A 23,095-nucleotide genomic window follows, 5' to 3' on the forward strand; every position below is an offset into this window, starting at 1 on the left:
TTGTACTCTTTCCAGTTATCTGTTCGGTAAGTGCTTTTTCCCATGAGGGTGGCCTGTCAGTAAACGTCACAAGATCAGATCACTGACTGCAAGAAAAGTTCACGCCGATTTAGTCAACAAAGCCGCACGAAACGCATGTTAGGACGAGTCACAGCTTCACAAATTGCTTCAGCATCAGCGATATCATTCTTATTTGATTTCACATAGGGCTTAACAAACTGTGGAGGCATGAGCTTTACGTCATGACCAAATTGCTTGAATAATCTCGCCCAATAGTGAGCACTGGCGCAAGCTTCCATACCGATAAGACAGGGAGGGATATTGATTATCGTCTCGGATAACTTCTTTCTACTGACGTTTTTCTTAAGAAGAACTTTTCCTGATGAATCAACGCCATGCAAAGCAAAAGATGATTTAGCTAAATCGATACCTAAGGATACGATGGTCATGGTCTCTTCCTCATTCAGTTCACCAACTGTTAGTGTAGGTGGTGAGTGGAAGTGTCCATATCATTAACAAAGCCTACATCTTCTTCAAACGACGGTTTTCATCTTCCAATTCTTTTAGCCGTGCCATGAGAGATGCATCCATACCGCCGTATTTGGCTCGCCACTTATAGAAAGTTGCACTGCTCATACCATGTTCGCGGCAGAGCTCTGGCACAGGTGTACCTACTTCTGCCTGTTTTAAGATCGCTAGGATCTGACTGTCCGTGTACCGTGATTTTTTCATGCAGAATCTCCTTTCGTTTAGGTTACGAGAAAATTCTACTTTTTAATGCTGTTATTTTTCGGGAGGATTACCAATTACTAGCCAATTTTCCACTAAGTTTATAAAATAAACCGTTGCATTTTGTACAACTATTTAGAGAACAGTAGAGTGATTGCCTTTACATTGATTTAATTGATCTTGAATTCCAACACCAGAACCTCATTCATTATGATTATAGAAAGTTCATTATGAGCTTCGATTATTTAAATAAAGCCCCATCATTCAGCGATTATAATAATTCATTATATACATTTTTTGTTTTCTGAAAAACCTGTTCTTGAGAAAACTCAGCTTCAACTTTTATTCGTCCATTTGCACCAAAGAGATTAACTATATCGCTATCGGCCAACAACTTCTCAAGAGCAGTAGCAAGAGAGTCAGGATCAGCTGGTTTCACTAAAAAACCATTATAAGTATCTGATACTATTTCTCGACAACCAACAACATCTGTTGTTACAATCGCCCGCTGACAAGAAGCAGCCTCGATTAATATCCTTGGTACGCCTTCACCATATGTAGTAGGTAAGCAAACTATATCACAAGACTTTATTAAAGAAGGCATATCAGAAACATTACCTAACCAAATAATATCACCACTTTCCGACCAAGTATTAATCTGCTCCATTGGTATAGCTGAAGATACATCAGTGTCGATAATACCAGCAACTTTTAATGTAAAATTAATCCCTCTATTAGAAAGTCTACGCTTTGCTTCAACTAATTCATGAAGACCTTTATCTCTTAACAATCTTGCTGCGAATAATACTGTATTATTACCTGGCGCAACTGATGGCTGGAAACGGTTCAAATCAATACCCGCCCCTTTAATTACAAGACCGTTACCATTTTTAACAATACCCTCACAAAGAAATAATTTAAAATCATCAGAATTTTCAAAAATAAATCTTGCATTACCCATAGAAACCAATCTATAAAGAAAGCAAATTATCAACTTCAAAACCTTAAATTTCACAGATGAAGAGCTAAAGATCAAACCCAAACCTGTTATGCTATATATAATAGGTTTTTTAACAAAAAATCTATTGATCAAACCCGTGTAAATGTTTGGCTTAACTGTTACACAGTGAATTAAATCAGGTTGTAATGAAGAAATTAACCTTTTAAGTTCAATAAACGAACTAATCTCATGAAAAGGATTCACACTCTTTCGCTTTAAGCCAAACTGATGGCATGTAAATCCAGACTGTATAAGTTGAGATTTAATCGATTCATTGGTGAAATTTGAAATAACATGAACATTAAAACCTAATTCCTTAAAATAGGTAGCTCGCTCAATCCAATGCAAACAAAAATACCAATCTACATTAATAACAAAAACCAAATTTTTATTTATCATATATTCTCTCATTAGATCAAAAATACTATCACTAGCCTGTACAACCTTGAAATTGACTACACAAAAAATGAAAGAAGACTGAATAGTAAACATAATAATAGAGTAAATCTCGAATTCAACTCTCAAGTACAATACCCATTTATGCAGCCTGACGTAGTTCTTCATACATCATTTTACGCAGCGTAAATTCAAGACATTTCCTCGTCCCAGGTATATTCGAGCTATATTTTCGCTATCTCGTCATGACTCACGGTAATCCTCCCATTTTTAACCGCAGTTAAAAGTAGAAGTTAAGCTGCCATCAAAGGTGGCTTCCCTCCGTTGGCCTTGTGTGGTCGTTCATGATTGTAGAACCACAACCATTTTGTTGCATAGTCTTGAACTTCATCCAGTGAGTCAAACAGATGTTTGCTCACCCAGCTATATCTCATCGTACGATTATGACGCTCAATATACGCGTTCTGTTGTGATTGCCTGGCTGAATATAATCGATTCGTATCCCTTTCTTTTTGCCCACGCTGTAAACTCATGGGAAATGAACTCGGGACCATTATCACAACGAATAGCAACTGGTGTGTCACGCCACTCTAAAAGTTGTTCCAGTACTCTAATCACACGCAGTGCCGGCAGCGAAAAGCCCGCTTCAATCGCGATGCCTCACGGCGGAAGTCATCGATGATATTGGGTAGCCTGTAGTTCCGTCCATCCGACAATTGGTAATGCATGAAGTCCAACGACCAGACTTGAGCGGCGCACGTCGGCTCTTACAATGGTTCCGGCTTGTTTCGGTAGAGCCTTCTCCGGGGAAATATCCGTAGGTTCAGTGCCAACTCACAGTAGATACGGTAAACCCGCTTATGACTCCACAGGAAGCCTTTAACATTGCGCAAATAATCAAAACATAGCCCGAAGCCCCAGTCACTTTGCTCAGAAGTGAGCGTGACAAGCCATTGAGCTATCTCAGCGTTTTCCGTTGCCATCTTAGGCTGATAACGGTACCCGGTTTCGCTGAGGCCGAACCACCGGCAAGCCTTGCGAATGCTAATTGAAAAGCGCGCCACCGAATGCTGAGCAAGCAAGCATCGCTCACAGGGCTTTACCACTTTTTCCATTGCGTCTTCGATGACTTCAGCCTTGAGGCGCTCCTCGGCATACATCTTTTTCACACGACAGTTTTTATCTTCCAATTCTTTCAGTCACGCCATGAGAGAGGCATCCATACCACCGTAATTGGCGCGCCACTTATGGAAAGTTGCACTGCTCATGTTCGCGGCAGAGTTCTGGCACAGGTATACCTGTTTCTGCCTGTTATAAGATCGCCAGGATCTAACTGTCCGTGTACCGTGATTTTTTCATGCAGAATCTCCTTTCGTGTAGATTATGAGAAAATTCTACTTTTTGCTGCTGTTATTTTTCGGGGGGATTACCGAGATCTAAGGGGTGCTCTCGGATGTTCTGATAGCTGTTATCAAGCGCGAACAGGGAGAGGATCTTGCCCTCCATCTCGTCTGTCAGGCGGGTCTGGTATTTCTTGACCGTTTGCGGCTCGAATGAGCCGTTTCGGTCTCTCGGCGTTTCCAATTCAAACTCACCCGAAGATGTCTTGACGGTCTTTTTAGATGAGCCATTTCTGCTATTAGTCAAAATCTCTTTTGACAGGTGCTCGTTCACCTCAGCCCCCAGGGCGGCTTCAGTAATCAGTTTGATCAGCGGCGAGAGAAGGCCATCCTTGCCATTGAGGTTTTGACCAGATTGAAGCGCCTTAGCAAATGCCTGGATATCGATTTCGTATTTATTAGCCATGATGTGTCTCTCCCTTTTTCAGGAAGTATAGGAAAAGACACAAAAAATTGAACACTACCAACCACTACGATAAATAAGCTCTAAATCTTCGATAAAATTTCAAAGAAACGATTCTACGCTTTGTACCTATCGGAAGAGATTTATTAACAATAAATATTAATTTATTTCTCAACTTAATAAATATACTCTTAGAATACAGATAATTACTGTTTTCTAATTTTTCAAACCTTGATAATAAATCATCAATAAACCAAGGAGTCCTTGAAAAAAAACCCCACCATAAATCAGCAAACATCACATGTCTATCTAGCCATGGCTTTCTATCACCTGCATAATGAACAATATATGGATTTATACAAGCAGCAAGATACGAGGAGCGTAACTCATATGGCAGTTTCTTAACTAACTGATTATCAGTTGAATTACCATGTAGGGTATTCCAATTAAATTCAATCAATTTTACTCTACCGTTGATTACAGCGTTCATTATATCTTGGTCAAGAAACCAATAATAATTATCAGTAAGCAATGATTCAGATTTATTAGTAAAATCAATTTTATTTAGTTGTGGGATATCCATAACTAATAGGCCCGCTTGAAAGTATCGGCTAGGATCATCGAGGCCTAAATAATTCTTCACATACAAATCAGCAGGCTTACATCCAGATTCTATATGAGATAGAACTCGATCTTGTATCATCATCTGCATTACATAGCATTGAACTGCTGCTATTGGTTGTTGTTCAAGATCAATATTCATTAACTCATGGACATCACGTTGTACAATCATATCCGCGTCGATATATATCACACGTTCAAAGTTAAAGAACAACTTTGGTATATACAGTCTATAATATGTTTCTTTAGAAAAATGAGCATGCGTATGTAGTTTGGAAAATACATCAAACTTATTCATGTCCAAGAAAGAAATTTTGAAATTAGTTAAACTTTTAACTAACTTTACTAATTTTACTTTATTCTTTTCGCTAATTGAGTTTTCAAGGATAAAAATATCATAATTCATATCAGAATTAGAACATTCAATTAAAGACTGTATTAACACCCCTCCAACATGTGAATATTTATCATTAAAGTTAAGAATAATAGGTGTATTATTTACAGAAAAGCTTGGTTCAGGATAATTAACATAACAATTTGTATTATTTACGATAGTTCTCTTTAACTGCTTAATTTTAAAATCACCGTCGTTTTTTACTTTAGTTAAATATATACCAAATAACCTTTCCGCAATATGTCCTATAACTCTTTTTTCAACTTGAGAGTAAGTAGACAAATCTAACTGATTTTCCAGTTTACTTAAAATATCAAACAACCACTCAGAATATTTTTCATAAACTTCTTTTCTCATTATAAAAATATTCGTATAAAAACCTTTGTTAGAGTTATTGTATTTTTTTACCGCTTCATTAAATTCAGGATATGATTCATTAATTATACGAATGGCTTTATCATAATCACTTATATGCAAAAAATCTGTTTTGAGGTACAAATCATAATTACTTGTTGCTCCAGCATTACTTACATCCCATTCTTCAGCAACAAGTATGTCAAAACCATTAAGTGCATCTGAAATGGTTTTCTGATCTAACCCACACTCTTTAATATAGTTAGAGTCGATCTTATCAAACTCAATTAGTCCCCAATCATTTTTTTTTCTATTAATACTTTCATTGAAACAAACATGTCGGCGATAATGCATAAAACCAATGTAGTCATGTTTTAATTTATTTTTCCAAACCCAATACTGTGCCGTCAATTCACAATATTCAGGATTTTTCACTGAAATATTATCACCAGTAGCATCTGTAATGGCACAAAATTGCTTCTCTGTTAACGCTTTTCCAACCTGAATAGGATAAAAACCAGATACTGGAATATAATCTGATTCTGAATAATGGGTTGTATAGATAGCAAAACTCATTTATTTCTCCGACAGCTTACTGTAGCCATTACTGATTGCTTTAAAAATGACACCGATGCGTTTAATTTTATGTTTATCATCATCAGCTAAGATATGTAAAGCATAATGTATTGTCTTAGCCGAAATAATTATCCACCACCACTTGCGTGACATTAGATGATGAGTAATTACACCATTTCTAAAAATGAAAAATAATTTCTCACTCGATTGCGCTCTTCTTTTATCATTTGTATCATGTAACACATGAAGTTGAGGCACAAATTCCCCATCTATTAAATTCTTCGTCATACTAGCTGTAAAATAAACATCATCATTATATAAAAAGAAATCTTTAGGTAAGAGTTGTTTATATTGATAAGCCAATTTCACCTTCATTGTTAATCCAACAAAAGAGGCACATCGAATTTTTTGGGGTTTATTAAAATCTGTTGGTGTTGGCCTATGAATTAAATACCTAACGGTAGAGTATAGTGATTCAGGGAGATCTATTAATGGTTTATTCATTAACAAAAGGTTACCTTGAACATCCGTTACTTTAGGGGCAATAAATCTATTTGAAATATCTAAATCACTTAATTGATGAATAAAGGTTTCAGATATATAGGCATCATCATCTAAAAAAGTAACAACTGCAGAATCGGTTTTTGCTAATTCTGGTAAAAATGTAATTCCTTGGTAGAATGCTGCAGTTGCTCCAATATTAGTTGTATTTCTAACTATAAACAACTTCTCTTCATCTACTAAGCCATCAAGTAAATATTGAACATCAGATTTAGAGTTATTATCAATGATAATAACTTTTGATGCTCCATTCTTTAGACAATATTGTATTGAAGTTTCTAGTTTATCCCTACGATTAAAAGATACTATGATACAAATTAATTCAATCATAAGTTATACTGTCTAATGAATTCATTAGAGATATTAATTGCTTCGCGAATACAAACATCCATATCCATATATCGGTAAGTTGCAAGCCTGCCAACAAATGTTATGTTTTTCTCTTTAGATATGATTTCCTCATAACTATTCCACATCTGATCTCCATTTACATGTCTTACTGGATAATATGGTGTATCATCCTTACCACATAGACTACTATATTCTTTATAGTATACAGTATCATTATGCTTTTCCCACGGGGTAAAAAACTTATGCTCAGTAATTCTAGTAAACGGTATATTTTCATCGCAATAAGACATTACCGCACAGCCTTGGTAATCACCTTTATCATAAAACTTTTCAAATTTTAATGTTCTATATTCCAAACGGCCATGACGGTAGCCATAAAATTTATCTGTAGCTCCAGTAAAAAAGACATGATCAAAATTTTCTTTCAACATTGCATCAATATCATTTCTTGATATTGAACGAGAAAATTCTATTTCAATATTATCATTAGAATTAAGTATGTTGTAAAACAATTCTGTATATCCATTTTCAGGAATACCCTGATATTTATGAAAGAAATAATTATCATCATAATTAAATCTTACAGGAAGTCTTTTCAAAACCGATGCTGGGATTTTACTAGGCTCCATACCCCATTGCTTTTTCGGGTAACCATGGAAAAAAGTTTTATACAAATCATAACCAACAAACTTTATTGCTTGTTCTTCAAATGATTTAGGTTCAGTAATCGATTGATCACCCTTACTAGCAATTAACTCCTCTGCTTCTTTAGGCGAAAGATTCGCTGAATAGTATTGATTGATAGTATGTAAATTTACCGGCAATGAATATACTTGACCTTTGGCTGTCGCTTTAATTCTTGTAATATAAGGTTTAAACTCAGCAAAGCTATTTACAAAGTCCCAAACTTCTTTATCATCAGTATGAAATATATGTGGCCCATAAACATGAATATTGATCCCGGTCTTCTGATCTCTCTCATCAAAGCAATTGCCGCCTATATGATTTCTTTCTTCGATTACTTTAACTTTAATTCCTGCATTTGCCAATTTATAAGCTATAGTTAAACCACTGAAACCAGCACCAATAATTAAGACTTTTTTCACAATTAACGCTCCACTAAATCATGATGTAATACTAGGGCTTTGATTCCACTTTCTAGGTTAACTTTAGGATACCAATTCAATTCTTTTCTAGCCAATTCATTGGCTAAGATTACATTTTTGACAGGTCCATTTGATTTATCGCTAACCATGATCTTGGCTTTCTTATGTAATTTACTTTCTAATATACTGATTATATCCTTAACGCTATATGATTTTCCGTAGCAGAGATTAAAAACATCTTGGTCTCCAAGATAATCTAGACATTTCACAAAACCATCAATAAGATCATCTATATAAATATAATCACGTTTAGATTCAATGTTGCCAAAAACTTCAATTCCCGCTTCAGTATATATCTTATTCATGAAAATCGGGATTACGCCTTGATTACCAACCAAACGCTGCTCTTCACCATATGGATTAGATATACGAATAGAGATTCCAGCTGCATCATATTTCTTAGATAACAGTCTTAAATATTGTTCACAAGTTGCCTTTGTAAGGCCATAGGGAATTTCTGGGCTCAACTTATCATATTCGTAAAACGGAGTATTATTTTCATTAAACCCGTAAACAGTACCTCCGGATGAGGCATATAATATTTTTTTGCAACCAAAACTATATAAATTTGAGAAAAGCTTTACTGTGCAGAAGACATTCTCATAGCAATCATCTTCTATCTTATTAACAGACTCACTAGGAAACAGTGTTGTAGCTAAGTGTATAGCATATTCAACGTTACCTTTTTTAATATTTGTTTCATAAAATTCTGGATCATCGATTATGTTGATAAAACTTTCATTTATCCAATTTATATCATCAGAATATGGTATCAAAGATTCAGGAATATCACATATATCAATCGCAAGAACTTTATAACCTTGCTCGATTAAAGTTCTTGTCAAACTTTTACCAATAAAACCACCAGCTCCGGTAATTAAAACTTTCTTTCTATCATTCATTATTCAGCTTTCCAAGTAGAGCGGTACGATCTGTTCTGGAGTTCCAATTTGTTTAACTATGTGATTTTCAATCCAAATAACTTTATCACACAACGCTAGGACATCACTCATATTATGTGAAACTAAGAGAATTGTTACTCCTTTTTCTTTAAATTCTCTTATTGTTTTATAGCATTTTTCTTGAAAGTTTCGATCGCCAACTGCAAGAACCTCATCCACGATAATAATATCTGGTTCTAATTGCGTAATTATTGAAAACCCTAATCTGGCCAACATTCCACTTGAATAAGTCCGTATAGGTTGATCAATGAATTCTTGAAGTTCTGAGTATTCAATGATTTTATCAATTCTTTCTTCAATAACTCTCTTTTTTAAGCCAAGTAAACAGGCATTTAAAATAATATTTTCTCTTCCCGTCAACTCAAAGTGGAACCCACCACCAAGTTCAAGCATAGGAGCTATTCTGCCATTAACCTTAACTTCTCCACTCGTTGGCTTCATTACACCAGCGGTTAGAGCTAAAGATGTACTTTTCCCTGCTCCATTTTTACCAATAATGGCAACAACTTCACCTTCTTCGATTGAGAAAGAGACATTATTCAGAACTCTAAAAGTATTTGCCTTTAAAGCTCTAAAGCTCTTGAGCGGAGAAAAAATTATCCCTTTAATTCCATATGGTAATTTTGAATAAAGTAAATAATCTTTTACTACTGATATAAATTCTATTTTTGTGCTCATTATAATATCTCTGCAAATTTATACTTTAGCTTCTGATATGTTATAACTCCAACCGTTATTGATATGATTGTACTAGCTAACATAGAAACAAAATACTTATTTTCAATTTCTCCTGTTATAAACAGGTCTCGCCATGATGTAACAAAAGACGACATTGGGTTATACTTTATAAAACTAGCATATTCTTCAGGTATCAGATCAACTGAATATATAATTGGGGTCATATAAAACAAAAGCATAATACCAATAGAAATAAACCTTTCTGTATCTCTGAATAAAACATTGAGAGATGAAAAAGTTAAACTAATTCCATAGGTAAATATAACTTGCAAAGCTAACAGAAATGGCATGTATGTTATAAGTGATAAATAATTAGGGCTAACATTATAGTAATATAGGAACGCTATTATCACAGGAACAGATATTAGGAAGTGAACCGTTTCCATTAATATGTTACTTAGTGGCAAAGTAAACCGAGGGAAGTTTGTTTTTTTTACGATTTGAGCATTAGCTAAATATGAATTAATAGATACTAAAGTAGAATTCGCGAAAAACTGCCAAGGAAATAATGCACAAATTAAGAAAAGTGTATAATTTTCTATTGGCACCCTCATGAAAATTTTAAAGGCCACAAAGAAAACTAAAGAAAATAGCAGAGGGTGAATAATTGACCATAGGTATCCTAATATACTACCTTTATATCTGACTTTTATTTCTTTTTGTGTAAGAACTAAAATTACATCAATAATATTATTCATTATTTTCTCATTTTAAGACCCATGGCTTTGAGCCATGAGTCTTAAATAATTAAACTAAAGAATTTAAATACTTTCCGTATTCGTTTTTCAACATATTAGTTGCTAGTGACTTCACTTCTTCATCACTTAGCCAGCCGTTACGCCATGCAATTTCTTCGAGACAAGCAACTTTCAACCCCTGAACATGTTCAATCGTTTGTACGAAGGAAGATGCTTCATGTAAACTCTCATGTGTCCCAGTATCCAACCAAGCAAAACCTCGACCGAGTAATTCAACATTCAAATTATCTTCTTCCAAGTACATTTGGTTAATACTGGTAATTTCAAGCTCACCACGAGAAGAAGGCTTTACTTTCTTTGCAAATTCAACAACTCTATTATCATAAAAGTATAAGCCTGTAACAGCCCAATTCGACTTAGGATTTTCAGGCTTTTCTTCAATTGATAAGGCTTTCATATCCTTATCAAACTCAACGACACCAAAACGTTCTGGATCTTTTACATGGTATCCAAAAACTGTTGCACCGTGCTTTCGGCTTACTGCATTTTGTAATGTTTGGCTGAAAGCCTGACCATAATAGATATTGTCTCCAAGTACGAGACAGCACTGATCATTCCCAATGAAATCCTCGCCGATCAGAAATGCTTGCGCCAAGCCATCCGGACTCTCTTGAACTGCATACTTCAGATTAATTCCAAAGTCACTACCATCGCCCAATAAACGCTTAAAGCCTTCATTGTCTTCTGGAGTGGTAATGACCAAAATGTCCCGGATCCCCGCCAGCATTAGAGTTGAAAGCGGGTAGTAAATCATTGGCTTATCGTAAACCGGCAACAATTGCTTTGAGACACCACGGGTAATGGGATAGAGGCGCGTGCCTGAGCCACCAGCGAGAATAATTCCTTTCATCATTCAACCTCCGCCCCTAAACGCTCACGGCTATACGAACCGTCCAAAACCCGGCTCCACCAATCTTTGTTGCTAAGATACCATTGAACCGTCTTACGAATACCGGACTCAAAAGTTTCTGCCGGCTTCCAGCCCAGCTCACGTTCAATTTTCGAAGCATCAATGGCATAGCGCACATCATGGCCCGGGCGGTCTTTCACATAGGTGATCAAATCCTGGTAATGGGCAACGCCTTCAGGTTTCGCTGGTACCAGCTCTTCAAGCAGTGTGCAAATCGTTTTCACAACGTCAATGTTTGCTTTTTCGTTGTGGCCACCGATATTGTACGTCTCACCAACCTCGCCTTCGGTCACGACTTTGTAAAGTGCTGACGCATGATCTTCCACATACAGCCAGTCACGAATTTGCATGCCATCTCCGTATACCGGCAGCGCTTTACCTTCTAAGGCATTCAAGATCATCAACGGGATCAGTTTTTCCGGAAAATGATACGGACCGTAGTTATTAGAGCAGTTGGTCACAATCGTCGGCAAGCCATAGGTACGTAACCAGGCACGAACAAGGTGGTCACTGGATGCCTTGGACGCAGAATACGGACTTGATGGCTCGTAAGACGTCTCCTCGGTGAACAGATCGTCCGTGCCTTCCAAATCACCGTACACTTCATCAGTAGAGATATGATGAAAGCGAAATGCAGCTTTACGACTGTCATCCATCTGATTCCAGTAGCTTCGCGCGACTTCCAGTAAGGTATAAGTCCCGACAATATTGGTTTCGATAAAAGCTGCCGGGCCGTCAATAGAACGGTCTACATGGCTCTCTGCTGCCAGGTGCATCACCAAATCTGGTTGGTGCACCTCAAAGACGCGAGCCATCGCGTCGCGATCACAGATGTCCGCTTGCTCAAAAGCATAGCGACTGTCGTCTTTAACTGACAGGAGTGATTCTAAGTTTCCTGCATAAGTCAATTTATCGACATTCACCACTGAATCTTGGGTCTGGTTAATAATGTGGCGTACAACCGCAGAACCAATGAAGCCTGCACCACCTGTTACTAAAATTTTCATGCCAGTCCTTATATTTAAGCACGCTACCGCCCTGAGGTTAATCGCATCCCCACAGCGTCTAAATGATAAAACTGGTTAAAAGCCATTCAACCAGTTAAGTAAACTGAGCCGTATTCTACCAAAACAGCTGCTTTGGTTCCAACCTGAAAAAATATTAAATGATGAGTTTATCACCCCTTAATATTCAATAGGTTAAGAACCTAATGTAACTCAATGCATCAATTTTTAATGAGGCTGAGATTAAATCTCATTTTGACCAAAATTCAGTTGGCGCATTAGAAAAATGGCTCCTGCATGCAGGAGCCATTCATTTCAAGGAATCACCATTCAACAAGTATCGTTAATACTCATTAATCTCATCAAGGAAGTCATCCAGATACTCTTCATCTTGCGGCGCTTCGAGTTCCAGCTCACCACCGCTGGCGCGGAAATTTCGGTTCTGAATGTAGGCATCACGGGTGAAGATATATGAATCCGGCGAATCTTTCAGCATTGCTTCCTGGGAGACCAGCGCTGCGCGATCTTCCATGCCTTCAAAGACCCATTTGCCCAGACTCTGCCAGAAGGTCAACAAACTCAGCGGCGCATACAAACCGTCAACATAATCACCGGTTCCCTCTCGCAGGGTCGTAGGGCCATAGAAAGGCACCATAAAGTACGGTCCATTCGGGACACCGTGATAGCCCATCGCATCCCCGAAACCTGGTTCAGCTGGCTTGCGGATATCTGCTGCCGTGGCGATATCAATCAATCCGCCAATCCCGAATACCGTATTGATCCAGAAACGGTTGAAGTGAGTCACCGCCTGCTCGCCATCAAACATAATGATGCTGTTCACCATATTCGCCGGCTCATCCAGGTTGGACAGGAAGTTGCGGATCCCGCTTCGCAAGGGGGAAGGGACATAATCAACGTATGCCAGAGAGACCGGCCGGGCGATGTAAGGGTCCAGATAGTTGTAGTTTAGGTCCCACATTGCACGGTTGAAACCCTCAAAGGGATCATAGGTTCCTACGACATTATATTCAGGTTCCGCTTCGACCTGGACAACATTGGTTTCCGCTGCCACCGCATCTGCGGTGTCGTCATTGGGTGTCTCTGCACAACCGGTCAGCAGCAATCCGAACAAACAAGCGAGTAATATGATTTTTTTCAAAGAGATACCCTATGAAACAAAAAAGCAGACCGGACAATGATATCCAGCCTGCTCGCTTTGTGCCAGTCTTGTGTGATCAGTATTGTTTGTTAATCAGAACATTGGTGGAACCACCCAACGGAATGACTTCACTCTGGCCATACCAATCCCCCTGCTTGGTCGTCACATTACCATCGGTATCAATCCGGGCTTTGACAATCAGGTTTGGTAAAGAAGACATCAGCCGCTCCGGGATCATGCTATCGCCGTCAGTCAAGGTCAGAGTCATTGGAAACTCAGACAACGGGATCCGACGTGCAGCAACCGGCATCGGGGCACCATCTGCCGAGTGGACTGAGACAATCACCACCCCCTGAGCCGGCAGGGTCACTGTTGGATCCAATTCAATTTTCACGGCGACGCTGGCATTACCGTTCGCGGCGTTATTGACCGCCTGCAATTGCGCCTGTGCCCTTTCAATGCTTCGGTCGAGCATCTGTGCGCGAGGATCACTATCCCCAATCAGGGTTTTCATCATCGTCCAGTAAGACACCGCCTGCTCATAATCCGAGCGCTCATAGGCATCAAAGGCCAGCAACGACAACGCACGAAGGTTGGCATGATCTTGTTTCACCACAGCCTTCAGCAACCGGCGCGCTTGCTCGCTTTGAGCCGGATCACCAATCATCATCAGGGTTTGAGCATAACTCAATTGAACTTCCGGATTGTTCGGATCCAGTGTATAAGCTCGTTTCATGGCACCTTGCGCAGTATCGGCATCACGGTTCGCCATGCCAATCCGCCCCAGTAACAGCCACCCCGTGGCGTCATCCGGAGTTTCATGCAGCCTGGTACGCAGTCCCAGCGTCAAATCATCCATTTCCTGATCCGTCAGCGGCGCAGCATTATCCCCTTGCATCAGACGCTTCGACAGTTCCGGCAACTTCTGAACAGTCTGCTGCCAGGTGTCAACTTTATTCAGGCTCCCGACCGTCAGATATAAGCCGTAACTAACACCGATCAGGATCAGGATGCCCGGGATCAGAATGGCCGGGCTACTTTTCGCCTTACGCTGCTCAGACTGCACCGGAACATCATCCAGCAGAGACTGTTGCAGCTCAGTGACCAGTTCCTCACGGTTCGACACCAAGCCTTCATCGGCTTCCGATTCGAGCTCGCCAACCCGGTCTTTAAAAAATGCCTTGTTCAACTCGTCACGGCTGGCGGTATCATCCTGCGGCTTGCCAAAAAAGACCGGCGCCACAAAAATCAGGATCGCCAGCACAACCAAAGCGACGGTTACTAACCAAAACAACGTCATTCCTTCACCTTCCCGTCATCATTTGGTTTTGAAGATTCAATCTCGTCCAACAAGGATTTCAGCCGTGCGGCTTCGCCGGCATCCATCACCGCCGAAGATTTTGCCGCACCGTGTTTTCGCGAGCGGGCGACCAGTACGGTAAAGCCGATCACGATAAACAACACCGGCCCCAGCCACAAAATGATCGTTGAGAGCATCAACGGCGGATCATAGGTGACAAAATTACCGTAGCGGGCAATCATGTAATCCACGACATCCTGTTTGCTCTTCCCTTCATGAAGCATCTCAAAGGCTTTCTGGCGCATATCTTTGGCCAGTTCAGCATTCGAGTCTGCAATGCTGTTATTCTGACACTTCGGACACCGCAGCGTTGCGGTCAGCTCATGGAAATCTTTTTCCTGCGCTGCGCTTTCAAATTCATAAACATCAATCGCGGCTGTCACCGGCAAAGCCAAACTCAGTGCCAATCCCAACCCAAGCAGCAGCGCTGCAACTTGCTTTCTCATCCTTTGGCTTCCTCCAGCAACGCCTGGTACATCGGCTCCAGCGTCTCTGACCAATTCCGGGCATTCACATCACCGACATGGCGATAACGGATAATTCCGTTCGCATCAATCAGGAAGGTTTCCGGCGCACCATAAACGCCCAAGTCCATCCCCAACATGCCGTTGCCGTCAAACAGACTATGCAGATAGGGGTTGCCGAGATCATTGAGCCAACGAATGGCTTTCAACCGCTCGTCTTTATAGTTCAGGCCGATGATTTTCACGCCCTGAGACGCCAGTTCGTTGAGATACGTGTGCTCGGCATAACAGGTCGGACACCAGGTCGCCCACACGTTCAGCAAGAGCGGCTCACCCTTGAAGATATCCTGCTCATAGAGTTTGCCGGCTTCCACCAGATCTTCGAGCTTAAAGGCCGGAACGGGTTTCCCGACCAGTACCGATTCCAGCTTGGTCGGGTCATCACCCTCAGCATTGCGGGTCAACTGAACCATCAGCACCACGGCCAGAGCCAGAAACGCGGCCAGCGGAATAAATAGAAGTTTCTTATTCATCAGTGAACCTCAGCTTCACGATCCATTTTCGCCTGCCGGGCAGCTTTTGCTGTCTTCCGGAAACGGTAGCGTTTATCGCTAATCGCCATTGCGCCACCCAGTGCCATCAGGGTTGCACCAAACCAAATCCAGTTCACAAACGGTTTGTAGTAAATCCGGATCGCCCAAGCGTCATCGGTCAGGCGTTCTCCCAATGCGACATACAGGTCTCGGGTCACGCCGCTGTCAATCGCCGCTTCAGTCATCATCGAGCCCGCAACACTGTAGAAACGCTTCTCGGCGTGCAATACAGTCACCGGCTTACCATTGCGGCTGATGTTGATATCCGCAATGTAACCGTCGTAATTCGGACCGTCTGCATTACGCAGACCAGCAAAGTGGAAATCATAATCCTGTAGGGTGACCGTTTCCCCGGGTGCCAACCGCACATCTTTCTCAATATCGTAGTTTGAGACCAGGGTGATCCCGATGACCGAAATCGCCAGGCCGATATGACCCAACACCATCGCCCAGTGGCTCCGGCCCAACTTGCCTAAGCCGGTCATCAGAGAATGACGATGGGTCGCGCGCTCATACAACTCGAATCCATGCATCACGATGATCCAAAGCGCCATCACCATTCCCAGGACGGCCATCGGCTCCAGGCGATCCGTGAAACCGGCAACCAACGCAAAGGACAACGGCAGCGTGATCACCGCCGAAATCAACATCTGCTTACTCAGGCTGGACAATTGGTCACGTTTCCAGCGCACCAGCGGACCGATCCCCAGGAAGAAGGCAAACGGGATCATCAGCCAGGTAAACAGGGTATTGAAGAAAGGTACCCCGATAGACACCGACCCTAGGCCAATTTGTTTATGAACCAGCGGCAACAAGGTACCGATCAGCACCACCAGCAACCCGGCAACCAGCAACAGGTTATTGGCCAGCAGCAGGTTTTCCCGTGATAAGAGGCTGTAGTTGCCATGAGAGCGAATTTGACCGCCACGCAGGGCGTAGAGCAGCAACGAGCCACCGATAACCACAATCAGGAAGCCGAGGATAAACATCCCCCGCGCCGGGTCCGAAGCAAACGCATGCACCGAAACCAAGACGCCAGAGCGAACCAGGAAGGTGCCCAACAGACTCAGTGAGAATGCCGAAATCGCCAGCAGAACAGTCCAGGCCTTAAATGTGCCCCGTTTCTCCGTCACTGCCAGCGAGTGCATCAAAGCGGTCCCGGCCAGCCACGGCATGAAAGACGCATTTTCGACCGGATCCCAGAACCACCAGCCTCCCCAGCCGAGTTCATAGTAGGCCCACCAGGAGCCAAGTGCGATACCCAGCGTCAGAAATGACCAGGCCGCGATGGTCCACGGACGCGACCAGCGTGCCCAGGCAGTATCCAACCGTCCCGTCATCAAGGATGCAATCGCAAAAGCAAAGGCGACCGAGAAACCAACATAGCCCATATACAGCATCGGTGGGTGAATGATCAGGCCCGGATCCTGGAGCAGCGGGTTCAAGTCACGCCCCTCGACCGGAAAGTACGGCAAGGTGCGCAAAAACGGATTCGACGTCAAGATAATGAACAGCAGGAACCCGACCGAAATCATCCCCATCACAGCCAGTACCCGCGAGACCGACTCTTGCGGCATGCCACGACTGAACGTTGCCACCGCAGCCGCCCAGGCCGCCTGGATCAGTACCCACAGCAGCAACGAACCTTCGTGCGCGCCCCAAACAGCAGTGATCCGGTAGTACCACGGCAACATACTGGTCGAGTTGCTGGCCACGTAACCGACGGTAAAGTCATTGATATAAAACGCATGACACAGAATCACGAACGACAACAGCAGCATGCCGAAGACCCCATAGGTCAACGGGCGGGCCATTCGCATCAAGGTCTGATTCCCGGTCGATGCGCCATACAAGGGATAAATACTGACCAGGAGCGACAACCCCAGGGCAATAATCAGGCTGAAATGCCCTAATTCTGCAATCATTGAACACTTCCCTGCATTTGCTCTTTGCTGTACTGAAGCGGCTCATGGGTTTTCTTCATGGCTTCGGCAATTTCCGGCGGCATGTATTCTTCATCGTGCTTGGCCAGCACTTCATGCGCTTCAATCGTCGTTGCGTCCACCAGAACACCCTGGGCGACAATCCCCTGCCCTTCACGGAACAAGTCCGGCAAGATCCCGTCATAAACAACGGTCACGGCCGGGCCGATATCAGCCACCTGGAAGCTCACTTTCAAAGAGTTTGGATCGCGCGAGACCGAGCCATCCACCACCATGCCCCCAATACGCAGGCGCTGACCCACATATGGTTTGGTGCCATCAGGTTTACCCTGCACCAGCTCTGTCGGGGTATAGAACAGATCCATATTCTGATTCAAGGCATAAAGCATCAAACCAACCGTAGCGCCGAGGCCTACCACCAACGCCACAATTAACGTCAGGCGCTTTTTCCGTCTCGGGTTCATAGTGTGTTCTCCAGTTTTTTCGCAGCTTTAATCCGATGCTCACGAGCGATTTTGTTTTTGATCTCGGCCGACAGGCGGCGGGTCTTGCCCAGGCTTGAAAATAAGATCCACAGCAAGGCGGCAAATGAGATCCCGTAGGCGCCCCAAACGTAAGCGGCATAGCCGCCCATCGCTAAAAAGTCACTGAAAGAGTCAAAATGCATAATGGCCTCACTTCATTAATTCACGCACCCACGGGCGGTGGCTTTCACGGGTAATAATGTCATTGCGCAGTCGGATCAGAGTCACTGCGCCGAAGAAACAGGCAAAACCAACAATATTGAGCAGCAGCGGCCACAACATTGAACTATCGATTGAAGGCTTGGCAAATTTAGTGATGGTCGCCCCCTGATGCAGGGTATTCCACCACTCGACCGAGAAGTGAATGATTGGCAGGTTAATCACCCCGACAATCGCCAGAATGCCAGCTGCTTTACCGGCCGTTTTCTGATCATCAAAGGCGCTGTAAAGTGCAATCACCCCAAGGTAGAGAAACAGCAGGATCAACTCAGAGGTCAACCGCGCATCCCAGACCCACCAGGCACCCCACATCGGTTTCCCCCAAATCGCGCCCGTCAGCAGGGCAACCGCGGTAAACACCGCACCAATCGGTGCCATGGCCGCCGCCGCCATATCAGACAGTCGAATCTGCCAGACCAGGCCAATAAACGCAGCAATAGCCATCGACATATAAGCGCCCATCGACCAGATGGCTGCGGGGACATGCAGGTAAATGATTCGGAAACTATCGCCTTGCTGATAATCGGTCGGTGCGAACATCAGCCCCCAAAGGGTACCAGCCAGGATCGCCAAAAAGGCAATCACAGAAAACCAAGGCAATAAGGTACCGCACAGACGGTAGCAATTTTCAGCTTTCGCGTAGGGATGTAACCACTTCCACATAGTTCTGCTCTACTTGTGTAATAGTAATAAATACGTTTTTTACCGGCCCATTGCTCAGAACCGGGGAACAGGGCATCAGTGCATGGCCGGATCATTCAGCCAGTGTACCGAAAGCAAAATACCCCTTTAAGAGTATTCGCTGCGTTATTAGCCACTTCCTTGTTCTCGCTCAAAGTTGTCGCACGAGATTTTGTCTCATGAGGCCATTTAGATGTGTGTGTAATTGTAATCTTTTATTGCACACTTATGCGTAGCGAAGCTGCGACAGCAAAGGGCGCCAGCGTCGCCGAGCCGACCAGCATCGCGCCCATCAGGGCCAGTTGTCCGTTATATGCCATACCCAGGCTGGCGGCATCAATCGCCGCTGTCGCAAAAATCAGCACCGGAATATATAAAGGCAAGATGAGCAAGCTCAGCAGCACCCCGCCTTTGCGCAGCCCGACCGTCAGGGCTACCCCGATTGCACCGAGGAAACTCAACGTCGGTGTTCCCACCAGCAAGGTCAGTACCACCGCCAGCCAGGTTTGCCAGTCTAAAGACAGCAAGATGGCCAGCAAAGGGCTAATCAATAGCAGGGGTACCCCGGTCAGCAGCCAGTGCGCGACCATCTTCGCAAAAGCCAGCACCGGCAGCGGTGTCGGCATCATCAGCATCTGCTCGAGAGAGCCATCGACAAAGTCATCACGAAACAGCCGCTCCAGAGACAACAACGCCGCCAGCAGCGCTGCGACCCAGATGATCCCCGGCGCAATGCGAGCCAGCAGGTTCGGCTCCGGCCCAACCCCCAGCGGGAACAAGGTGATGGCAATAATAAAAAACCACAGCGGATTGAACACATCGGCCTGGCGACGAAAGGCGATCAACAGTTCACGGCGAATCACCTGTACAATTGCTTTCATCATGAACTATTGCCCCAATTTGATTTTTCGAAGGTGATCGCTGTCCGTGAACATGTCCTGATGGGTGGTCAGCAACACGATCCCGCCCCGCTCAACGTGAGCCAGGAACAGGCGCTCCAGCACTTTCACGCCTTGCTTATCAATCGCCGTCAGGGGCTCATCGAGGATCCACAACGGGTGATTACTGATCCACAAGCGAGCCAGCGCGACCCGCCGCTGCTGCCCGGCAGAGAGCTGCCCGGCCGGGACATCTTCGCGACCAGCCAGTCCGACATGCGCCAGCGCTTGCCATAAAGCATCCTCACCACAGACCTGGGCTTGTCCCTTGAGGGCGACCGTATCGCTTTCCCGGTGCATGGCCTGAAAGTAGGCCAGGTTTTCATAGGCGGTCAGTTCCCGCTTGACCCCGGTCTGATGGCCAAGAAACAACAGTGCCTGATAATAATCTTCCCGGGCTGATTCAATTTTTTCATCGTGCCACAGCACATCGCCACTGTCTGCCCGCCCAAGACCCGCTATAATCCGCAGCAGGGTGGTTTTACCGGCACCGTTATGCCCTTCAATCTGAACCAGCTCGCCCGATGAGACAGAAAAGTTCAACGCCTCGAACAAGACCCGCTCATCGCGGACACAACTTAACGCTTGTACAGACAACATATGAAATGATGTATCCTAGGTGTCACAAATTAGCGGGCATATTACCACACTGGATCGCGAATATGTTAGACACCCGGAGGGATACTTCTATCACGAAGATCATTAAATGTGACATCTATGCGTATCGTTAACAGCCAGCACACTGCTTTCACCCCGAGTGAAACGGCAAGGCTTCAAAAAACCACCGGGTCTGAGGTAAATCACAAAATACCTCAATCAGTTAGCACGTTTTCGCCGTCCCAAAGCCAGGTATCGCAGCTCAGTAACCTGCTGCTGCAAATGAATGTGCTGCAACGTTTTTTTACAACTTTTGCCCCACATAGCGTGCATATGAGCGCAACACCACCACCGGTACTCACTCAGGCATTGACCCAACTCCTGATGCCGGATAATCAGGCGACCCTGATCCAGTGGCTGCGTCAGGGTGCAGGCAAACCGGCCTTGGCGCAATTGCTGGCTCAAATGAATCAACCTGGCCATCCGATCCACCAGTGGCTGATACAACTGCCACCCGAGCTGAAAGATGAATTTCAGGCCATGCTGCGCTTGGCGGCGGAGCAGCGACTGACACCCGCCGGCAAAGAAGCTGAACCACAAGTTCTGCAATTGCCCTTACTGTATCCGAATGGCCGGGAAAGCAAACTGACCCTCAAAAAAGACGCGGGTCAACCGCAGCGCGGCAAACAAACGCCTCCCCGCTGGACCGTGCGGATCGCGCTGCCGGTTGGAGACATCGACACTGTCTTTGCCACCGCCCTGTGGGATCAGCAAAAGTTAAGCCTCGGCTTTGAAACGGACAATCCCGTGTTGCTGAAACGGACGCAATCACTCACCCCCATGCTGACGACACGGCTCTCTTCGATGGGGATCCGCTGCGATACCACGCAGTTCAAACTGCGGCCTCCAGAGTCCATCGAACAACCGGAAGTCGACGGGCTGCTGATCCGAATCTGACAGGCATACATATGACCAAAAAACGAGCAATTGCGCTGCACTATGACGGCGTACAGGCACCGACCGTTGCAGCCAAGGGATATGACCAACTTGCCGAGCACATTATTGCGCAGGTTAAGCAACAAGGCGGGTTGATCCACAAAGACGAAGCTTTAAGCGACTTTCTGAATCATTTAGAGGAAGGTGATGAAATCCCAGAGAGTTTATACCGGATTATCGCGGAGCTGGTGGCATTTTCCTGGGTCCTGAACGGCAAAACCCCGCCCGGATGGGAGGGGTTTTCAGGCATTGATGAGCAAGCCTAGTACGATAAGGTGATACAGCGGATACTGATGTCGGTCAGCATCCGTTAGTGACGGAAAACTGACGAACATCGGGGAATGTCCCGATTAACGTCGCCGTGGCTGAGCCATTTTCTGCTGTAAGCGTAACAGTAGCTCCGCTTCGGCTTTCGGCAAATCGCACTCTTCCATCAGCTCATTCACATCGGCACCCAGTTCCACCATTTTACTGGCACGGCTGTACAGTTTGCCGTCCGGATCCAACATCGCCATTTCACCCTGGCGATCATCCAGCACCTCCAGGTGCTCAGCCATATCAGCCAATTTCTGGCTCATCCCAATCGTCCCGGCACGCAGCTCATTAAATTGCTTCAATAAACTTTCATACTGTTGTCGGGAGTTTTTCAGAACCAGCTCCGTCGCAGCAAACTTGGCTTCGAGCGCTTGGCGTGCTTTTCGCTCCCGGCTCACCAACAGCCACGCCAGAATGACGGCCAGAATTGCCATCACCAACGGAACCCATTGCAGAACCAGCGCAAGCATTACAGGTACGCCATCTCATCCCACTCATCGTCGGACAGCAGCTTGTTCAGGTCAACCAGGATCAGCAGCTCACCATCACGGTTGCTGACGCCCTGGATAAACTTGGCACTTTCTTCTGTCCCGACGCTCGGGGTGCTGTCGATTTCAGAGCTGCGCAGGTAAACCACTTCCGCAACACTGTCGACCAGGATCCCAATCACCTGCTTTTCAGCTTCGATGATTACAATCCGGGTATTATCAGACGTTTCGCCCGGCATCAGGCCGAAACGGGCACGGGTGTCAATTACCGTGACCACATTACCACGCAGGTTGATAATCCCCAGCACATAATCCGGCGCGCCCGGAACCGGCGCAATTTCCGTATAACGCAAGACTTCACGTACTTGCATCACGTTAATGCCGTAAGTTTCATCTTCCAGCTGGAAGGTGACCCATTGCAGGACCTGATCGTTCCCGTCTTCTTTTTGTATTTCGGCTACGCTAACCTGAGACATGTTGTTTCCTCTTCGGCCT

23 protein-coding genes and 4 pseudogenes are annotated in these 23,095 nt (G+C 44.3%); 2 read left to right on the top strand and 25 right to left on the bottom strand.

The features are described from left to right. Window positions 1-125 precede the first annotated feature (125 nt). The 23 genes and pseudogenes from VV869_RS09110 to ccmA form a co-directional block, all read right to left on the bottom strand. Window positions 126-449 (bottom strand): annotated as a pseudogene (locus VV869_RS09110) (IS110 family transposase); the annotation flags it as partial. A 76-nt stretch (window positions 450-525) separates the two neighbouring features. After that, window positions 526-732 (bottom strand): annotated as a pseudogene (locus tag VV869_RS09115) (transposase); the annotation flags it as partial. A 268-nt stretch (window positions 733-1,000) separates the two neighbouring features. Further along, entirely contained in the window at window positions 1,001-2,128 is a 1,128-nt protein-coding gene (locus tag VV869_RS09120) for a glycosyltransferase family 4 protein (protein WP_337734649.1), read from the bottom strand. Between the two features lie 290 nt (window positions 2,129-2,418). Next, window positions 2,419-3,454 (bottom strand): annotated as a pseudogene (locus VV869_RS09125) (IS3 family transposase). Window positions 3,455-3,556: 102 nt separating this feature from the next. Continuing rightward, window positions 3,557-3,931 (bottom strand): annotated as a pseudogene (locus VV869_RS09130) (transposase); the annotation flags it as partial. 64 nt (window positions 3,932-3,995) lie between these two features. Beyond that, on the bottom strand, window positions 3,996-5,873 hold the full coding sequence (locus tag VV869_RS09135) for a DUF4422 domain-containing protein (protein WP_337734651.1): 1,878 nt from the start codon (window positions 5,871-5,873) through the stop codon (window positions 3,996-3,998). Continuing rightward, on the bottom strand, window positions 5,874-6,764 hold the full coding sequence (locus VV869_RS09140) for a glycosyltransferase (RefSeq protein WP_337734652.1): 891 nt from the start codon (window positions 6,762-6,764) through the stop codon (window positions 5,874-5,876). Continuing rightward, window positions 6,761-7,891 carry a UDP-galactopyranose mutase gene (gene glf, locus VV869_RS09145; RefSeq protein WP_337734653.1) on the bottom strand — a complete coding sequence of 377 codons (1,131 nt, stop codon included), beginning with the start codon at window positions 7,889-7,891 and terminating at the stop codon, window positions 6,761-6,763. Before glf ends, VV869_RS09140 begins: the two co-directional genes overlap by 4 nt. A gap of 2 nt (window positions 7,892-7,893) precedes the next feature. Then, entirely contained in the window at window positions 7,894-8,853 is a 960-nt protein-coding gene (locus tag VV869_RS09150; protein ID WP_337734654.1) for an NAD-dependent epimerase/dehydratase family protein, read from the bottom strand. A 3-nt stretch (window positions 8,854-8,856) separates the two neighbouring features. Then, entirely contained in the window at window positions 8,857-9,591 is a 735-nt protein-coding gene (locus VV869_RS09155; RefSeq protein ID WP_337734655.1) for an ABC transporter ATP-binding protein, read from the bottom strand. Beyond that, the gene (locus VV869_RS09160; protein WP_337734656.1) at window positions 9,591-10,349 is read right to left on the bottom strand and encodes an ABC transporter permease; all 759 of its coding nucleotides are present in this window, start codon (window positions 10,347-10,349) and stop codon (window positions 9,591-9,593) included. Before VV869_RS09160 ends, VV869_RS09155 begins: the two co-directional genes overlap by 1 nt. A gap of 49 nt (window positions 10,350-10,398) precedes the next feature. Beyond that, the gene (rfbA, locus tag VV869_RS09165) at window positions 10,399-11,259 is read right to left on the bottom strand and encodes a glucose-1-phosphate thymidylyltransferase RfbA (protein ID WP_337734813.1); all 861 of its coding nucleotides are present in this window, start codon (window positions 11,257-11,259) and stop codon (window positions 10,399-10,401) included. Then, the gene (gene rfbB, locus VV869_RS09170; protein WP_337734657.1) at window positions 11,259-12,326 is read right to left on the bottom strand and encodes a dTDP-glucose 4,6-dehydratase; all 1,068 of its coding nucleotides are present in this window, start codon (window positions 12,324-12,326) and stop codon (window positions 11,259-11,261) included. The genes rfbA and rfbB overlap by 1 nt, the downstream gene beginning before the upstream one ends. Before the next feature lie 340 nt (window positions 12,327-12,666). Further along, window positions 12,667-13,482, bottom strand: coding sequence for an MlaA family lipoprotein (locus VV869_RS09175; protein WP_337734658.1), 816 nt, complete (start codon window positions 13,480-13,482; stop codon window positions 12,667-12,669). A 76-nt stretch (window positions 13,483-13,558) separates the two neighbouring features. Next, entirely contained in the window at window positions 13,559-14,782 is a 1,224-nt protein-coding gene (ccmI, locus tag VV869_RS09180) for a c-type cytochrome biogenesis protein CcmI (RefSeq protein ID WP_337734659.1), read from the bottom strand. Then, window positions 14,779-15,288 carry a cytochrome c-type biogenesis protein gene (locus VV869_RS09185; protein WP_337734660.1) on the bottom strand — a complete coding sequence of 170 codons (510 nt, stop codon included), beginning with the start codon at window positions 15,286-15,288 and terminating at the stop codon, window positions 14,779-14,781. The genes ccmI and VV869_RS09185 overlap by 4 nt, the downstream gene beginning before the upstream one ends. Further along, window positions 15,285-15,839 (bottom strand): DsbE family thiol:disulfide interchange protein, encoded by a 555-nt coding sequence (locus VV869_RS09190; RefSeq protein ID WP_337734661.1) that lies wholly within the window; start codon window positions 15,837-15,839, stop codon window positions 15,285-15,287. Before VV869_RS09190 ends, VV869_RS09185 begins: the two co-directional genes overlap by 4 nt. Continuing rightward, window positions 15,839-17,824, bottom strand: coding sequence for a heme lyase CcmF/NrfE family subunit (locus VV869_RS09195; RefSeq protein WP_337734662.1), 1,986 nt, complete (start codon window positions 17,822-17,824; stop codon window positions 15,839-15,841). Before VV869_RS09195 ends, VV869_RS09190 begins: the two co-directional genes overlap by 1 nt. Then, window positions 17,821-18,306: a cytochrome c maturation protein CcmE gene (gene ccmE / locus VV869_RS09200; protein ID WP_337734663.1), complete on the bottom strand. Its 486-nt coding sequence runs from the start codon at window positions 18,304-18,306 to the stop codon at window positions 17,821-17,823. The genes VV869_RS09195 and ccmE overlap by 4 nt, the downstream gene beginning before the upstream one ends. After that, window positions 18,303-18,509 carry a heme exporter protein CcmD gene (gene ccmD / locus VV869_RS09205; RefSeq protein WP_337734664.1) on the bottom strand — a complete coding sequence of 69 codons (207 nt, stop codon included), beginning with the start codon at window positions 18,507-18,509 and terminating at the stop codon, window positions 18,303-18,305. The genes ccmE and ccmD overlap by 4 nt, the downstream gene beginning before the upstream one ends. 7 nt (window positions 18,510-18,516) lie before the next feature. Beyond that, entirely contained in the window at window positions 18,517-19,248 is a 732-nt protein-coding gene (locus tag VV869_RS09210; RefSeq protein ID WP_261600609.1) for a heme ABC transporter permease, read from the bottom strand. 233 nt (window positions 19,249-19,481) lie between these two features. Then, a complete protein-coding gene (gene ccmB, locus VV869_RS09215; RefSeq protein WP_337734665.1) occupies window positions 19,482-20,150 on the bottom strand; it encodes a heme exporter protein CcmB in 669 nt (222 codons plus the stop codon). A 3-nt stretch (window positions 20,151-20,153) separates the two neighbouring features. Then, window positions 20,154-20,804: a cytochrome c biogenesis heme-transporting ATPase CcmA gene (gene ccmA / locus VV869_RS09220; protein ID WP_337734666.1), complete on the bottom strand. Its 651-nt coding sequence runs from the start codon at window positions 20,802-20,804 to the stop codon at window positions 20,154-20,156. 330 nt (window positions 20,805-21,134) lie between these two features. On the opposite strand from ccmA, the gene VV869_RS09225 reads away from it, so the two are divergent. Together VV869_RS09225 and VV869_RS09230 are read left to right on the top strand one after the other, a co-directional pair. Beyond that, a complete protein-coding gene (locus VV869_RS09225) occupies window positions 21,135-21,758 on the top strand; it encodes a hypothetical protein (protein ID WP_337734667.1) in 624 nt (207 codons plus the stop codon). Between the two features lie 11 nt (window positions 21,759-21,769). Then, complete coding sequence (locus VV869_RS09230) at window positions 21,770-22,063, top strand: EscU/YscU/HrcU family type III secretion system export apparatus switch protein (RefSeq protein ID WP_337734668.1); 294 nt, start codon at window positions 21,770-21,772, stop codon at window positions 22,061-22,063. An 84-nt stretch (window positions 22,064-22,147) separates the two neighbouring features. Here VV869_RS09230 and VV869_RS09235 read toward each other — a convergent pair whose 3' ends face one another. Both VV869_RS09235 and VV869_RS09240 read right to left on the bottom strand, forming a co-directional pair. Then, on the bottom strand, window positions 22,148-22,582 hold the full coding sequence (locus VV869_RS09235) for a DUF2802 domain-containing protein (RefSeq protein WP_337734669.1): 435 nt from the start codon (window positions 22,580-22,582) through the stop codon (window positions 22,148-22,150). Further along, window positions 22,582-23,076, bottom strand: coding sequence for a chemotaxis protein CheW (locus VV869_RS09240; RefSeq protein ID WP_337734670.1), 495 nt, complete (start codon window positions 23,074-23,076; stop codon window positions 22,582-22,584). Before VV869_RS09240 ends, VV869_RS09235 begins: the two co-directional genes overlap by 1 nt. Window positions 23,077-23,095: the final 19 nt, after the last annotated feature.

This window comes from Photobacterium sp. MCCC 1A19761, assembly GCF_037389125.1.
Classification (GTDB): Bacteria; Pseudomonadota; Gammaproteobacteria; order Enterobacterales; family Vibrionaceae; genus Photobacterium.

Coding starts and splice junctions, on each gene's coding strand:
- VV869_RS09120 (WP_337734649.1), bottom strand. CDS start 2,128: ATGATAAATAAAAATTTGGTTTTTGTTATTAATGTAGATTGGTATTTT.
- VV869_RS09135 (WP_337734651.1), bottom strand. CDS start 5,873: ATGAGTTTTGCTATCTATACAACCCATTATTCAGAATCAGATTATATT.
- VV869_RS09140 (WP_337734652.1), bottom strand. CDS start 6,764: ATGATTGAATTAATTTGTATCATAGTATCTTTTAATCGTAGGGATAAA.
- VV869_RS09150 (WP_337734654.1), bottom strand. CDS start 8,853: ATGAATGATAGAAAGAAAGTTTTAATTACCGGAGCTGGTGGTTTTATT.
- VV869_RS09155 (WP_337734655.1), bottom strand. CDS start 9,591: ATGAGCACAAAAATAGAATTTATATCAGTAGTAAAAGATTATTTACTT.
- VV869_RS09160 (WP_337734656.1), bottom strand. CDS start 10,349: ATGAATAATATTATTGATGTAATTTTAGTTCTTACACAAAAAGAAATA.
- rfbA (WP_337734813.1), bottom strand. CDS start 11,259: ATGAAAGGAATTATTCTCGCTGGTGGCTCAGGCACGCGCCTCTATCCC.
- rfbB (WP_337734657.1), bottom strand. CDS start 12,326: ATGAAAATTTTAGTAACAGGTGGTGCAGGCTTCATTGGTTCTGCGGTT.
- ccmI (WP_337734659.1), bottom strand. CDS start 14,782: ATGACGTTGTTTTGGTTAGTAACCGTCGCTTTGGTTGTGCTGGCGATC.
- VV869_RS09185 (WP_337734660.1), bottom strand. CDS start 15,288: ATGAGAAAGCAAGTTGCAGCGCTGCTGCTTGGGTTGGGATTGGCACTG.
- VV869_RS09190 (WP_337734661.1), bottom strand. CDS start 15,839: ATGAATAAGAAACTTCTATTTATTCCGCTGGCCGCGTTTCTGGCTCTG.
- VV869_RS09195 (WP_337734662.1), bottom strand. CDS start 17,824: ATGATTGCAGAATTAGGGCATTTCAGCCTGATTATTGCCCTGGGGTTG.
- ccmE (WP_337734663.1), bottom strand. CDS start 18,306: ATGAACCCGAGACGGAAAAAGCGCCTGACGTTAATTGTGGCGTTGGTG.
- ccmD (WP_337734664.1), bottom strand. CDS start 18,509: ATGCATTTTGACTCTTTCAGTGACTTTTTAGCGATGGGCGGCTATGCC.
- VV869_RS09210 (WP_261600609.1), bottom strand. CDS start 19,248: ATGTGGAAGTGGTTACATCCCTACGCGAAAGCTGAAAATTGCTACCGT.
- ccmB (WP_337734665.1), bottom strand. CDS start 20,150: ATGATGAAAGCAATTGTACAGGTGATTCGCCGTGAACTGTTGATCGCC.
- ccmA (WP_337734666.1), bottom strand. CDS start 20,804: ATGTTGTCTGTACAAGCGTTAAGTTGTGTCCGCGATGAGCGGGTCTTG.
- VV869_RS09225 (WP_337734667.1), top strand. CDS start 21,135: ATGAGCGCAACACCACCACCGGTACTCACTCAGGCATTGACCCAACTC.
- VV869_RS09230 (WP_337734668.1), top strand. CDS start 21,770: ATGACCAAAAAACGAGCAATTGCGCTGCACTATGACGGCGTACAGGCA.
- VV869_RS09235 (WP_337734669.1), bottom strand. CDS start 22,582: ATGCTTGCGCTGGTTCTGCAATGGGTTCCGTTGGTGATGGCAATTCTG.
- VV869_RS09240 (WP_337734670.1), bottom strand. CDS start 23,076: ATGTCTCAGGTTAGCGTAGCCGAAATACAAAAAGAAGACGGGAACGAT.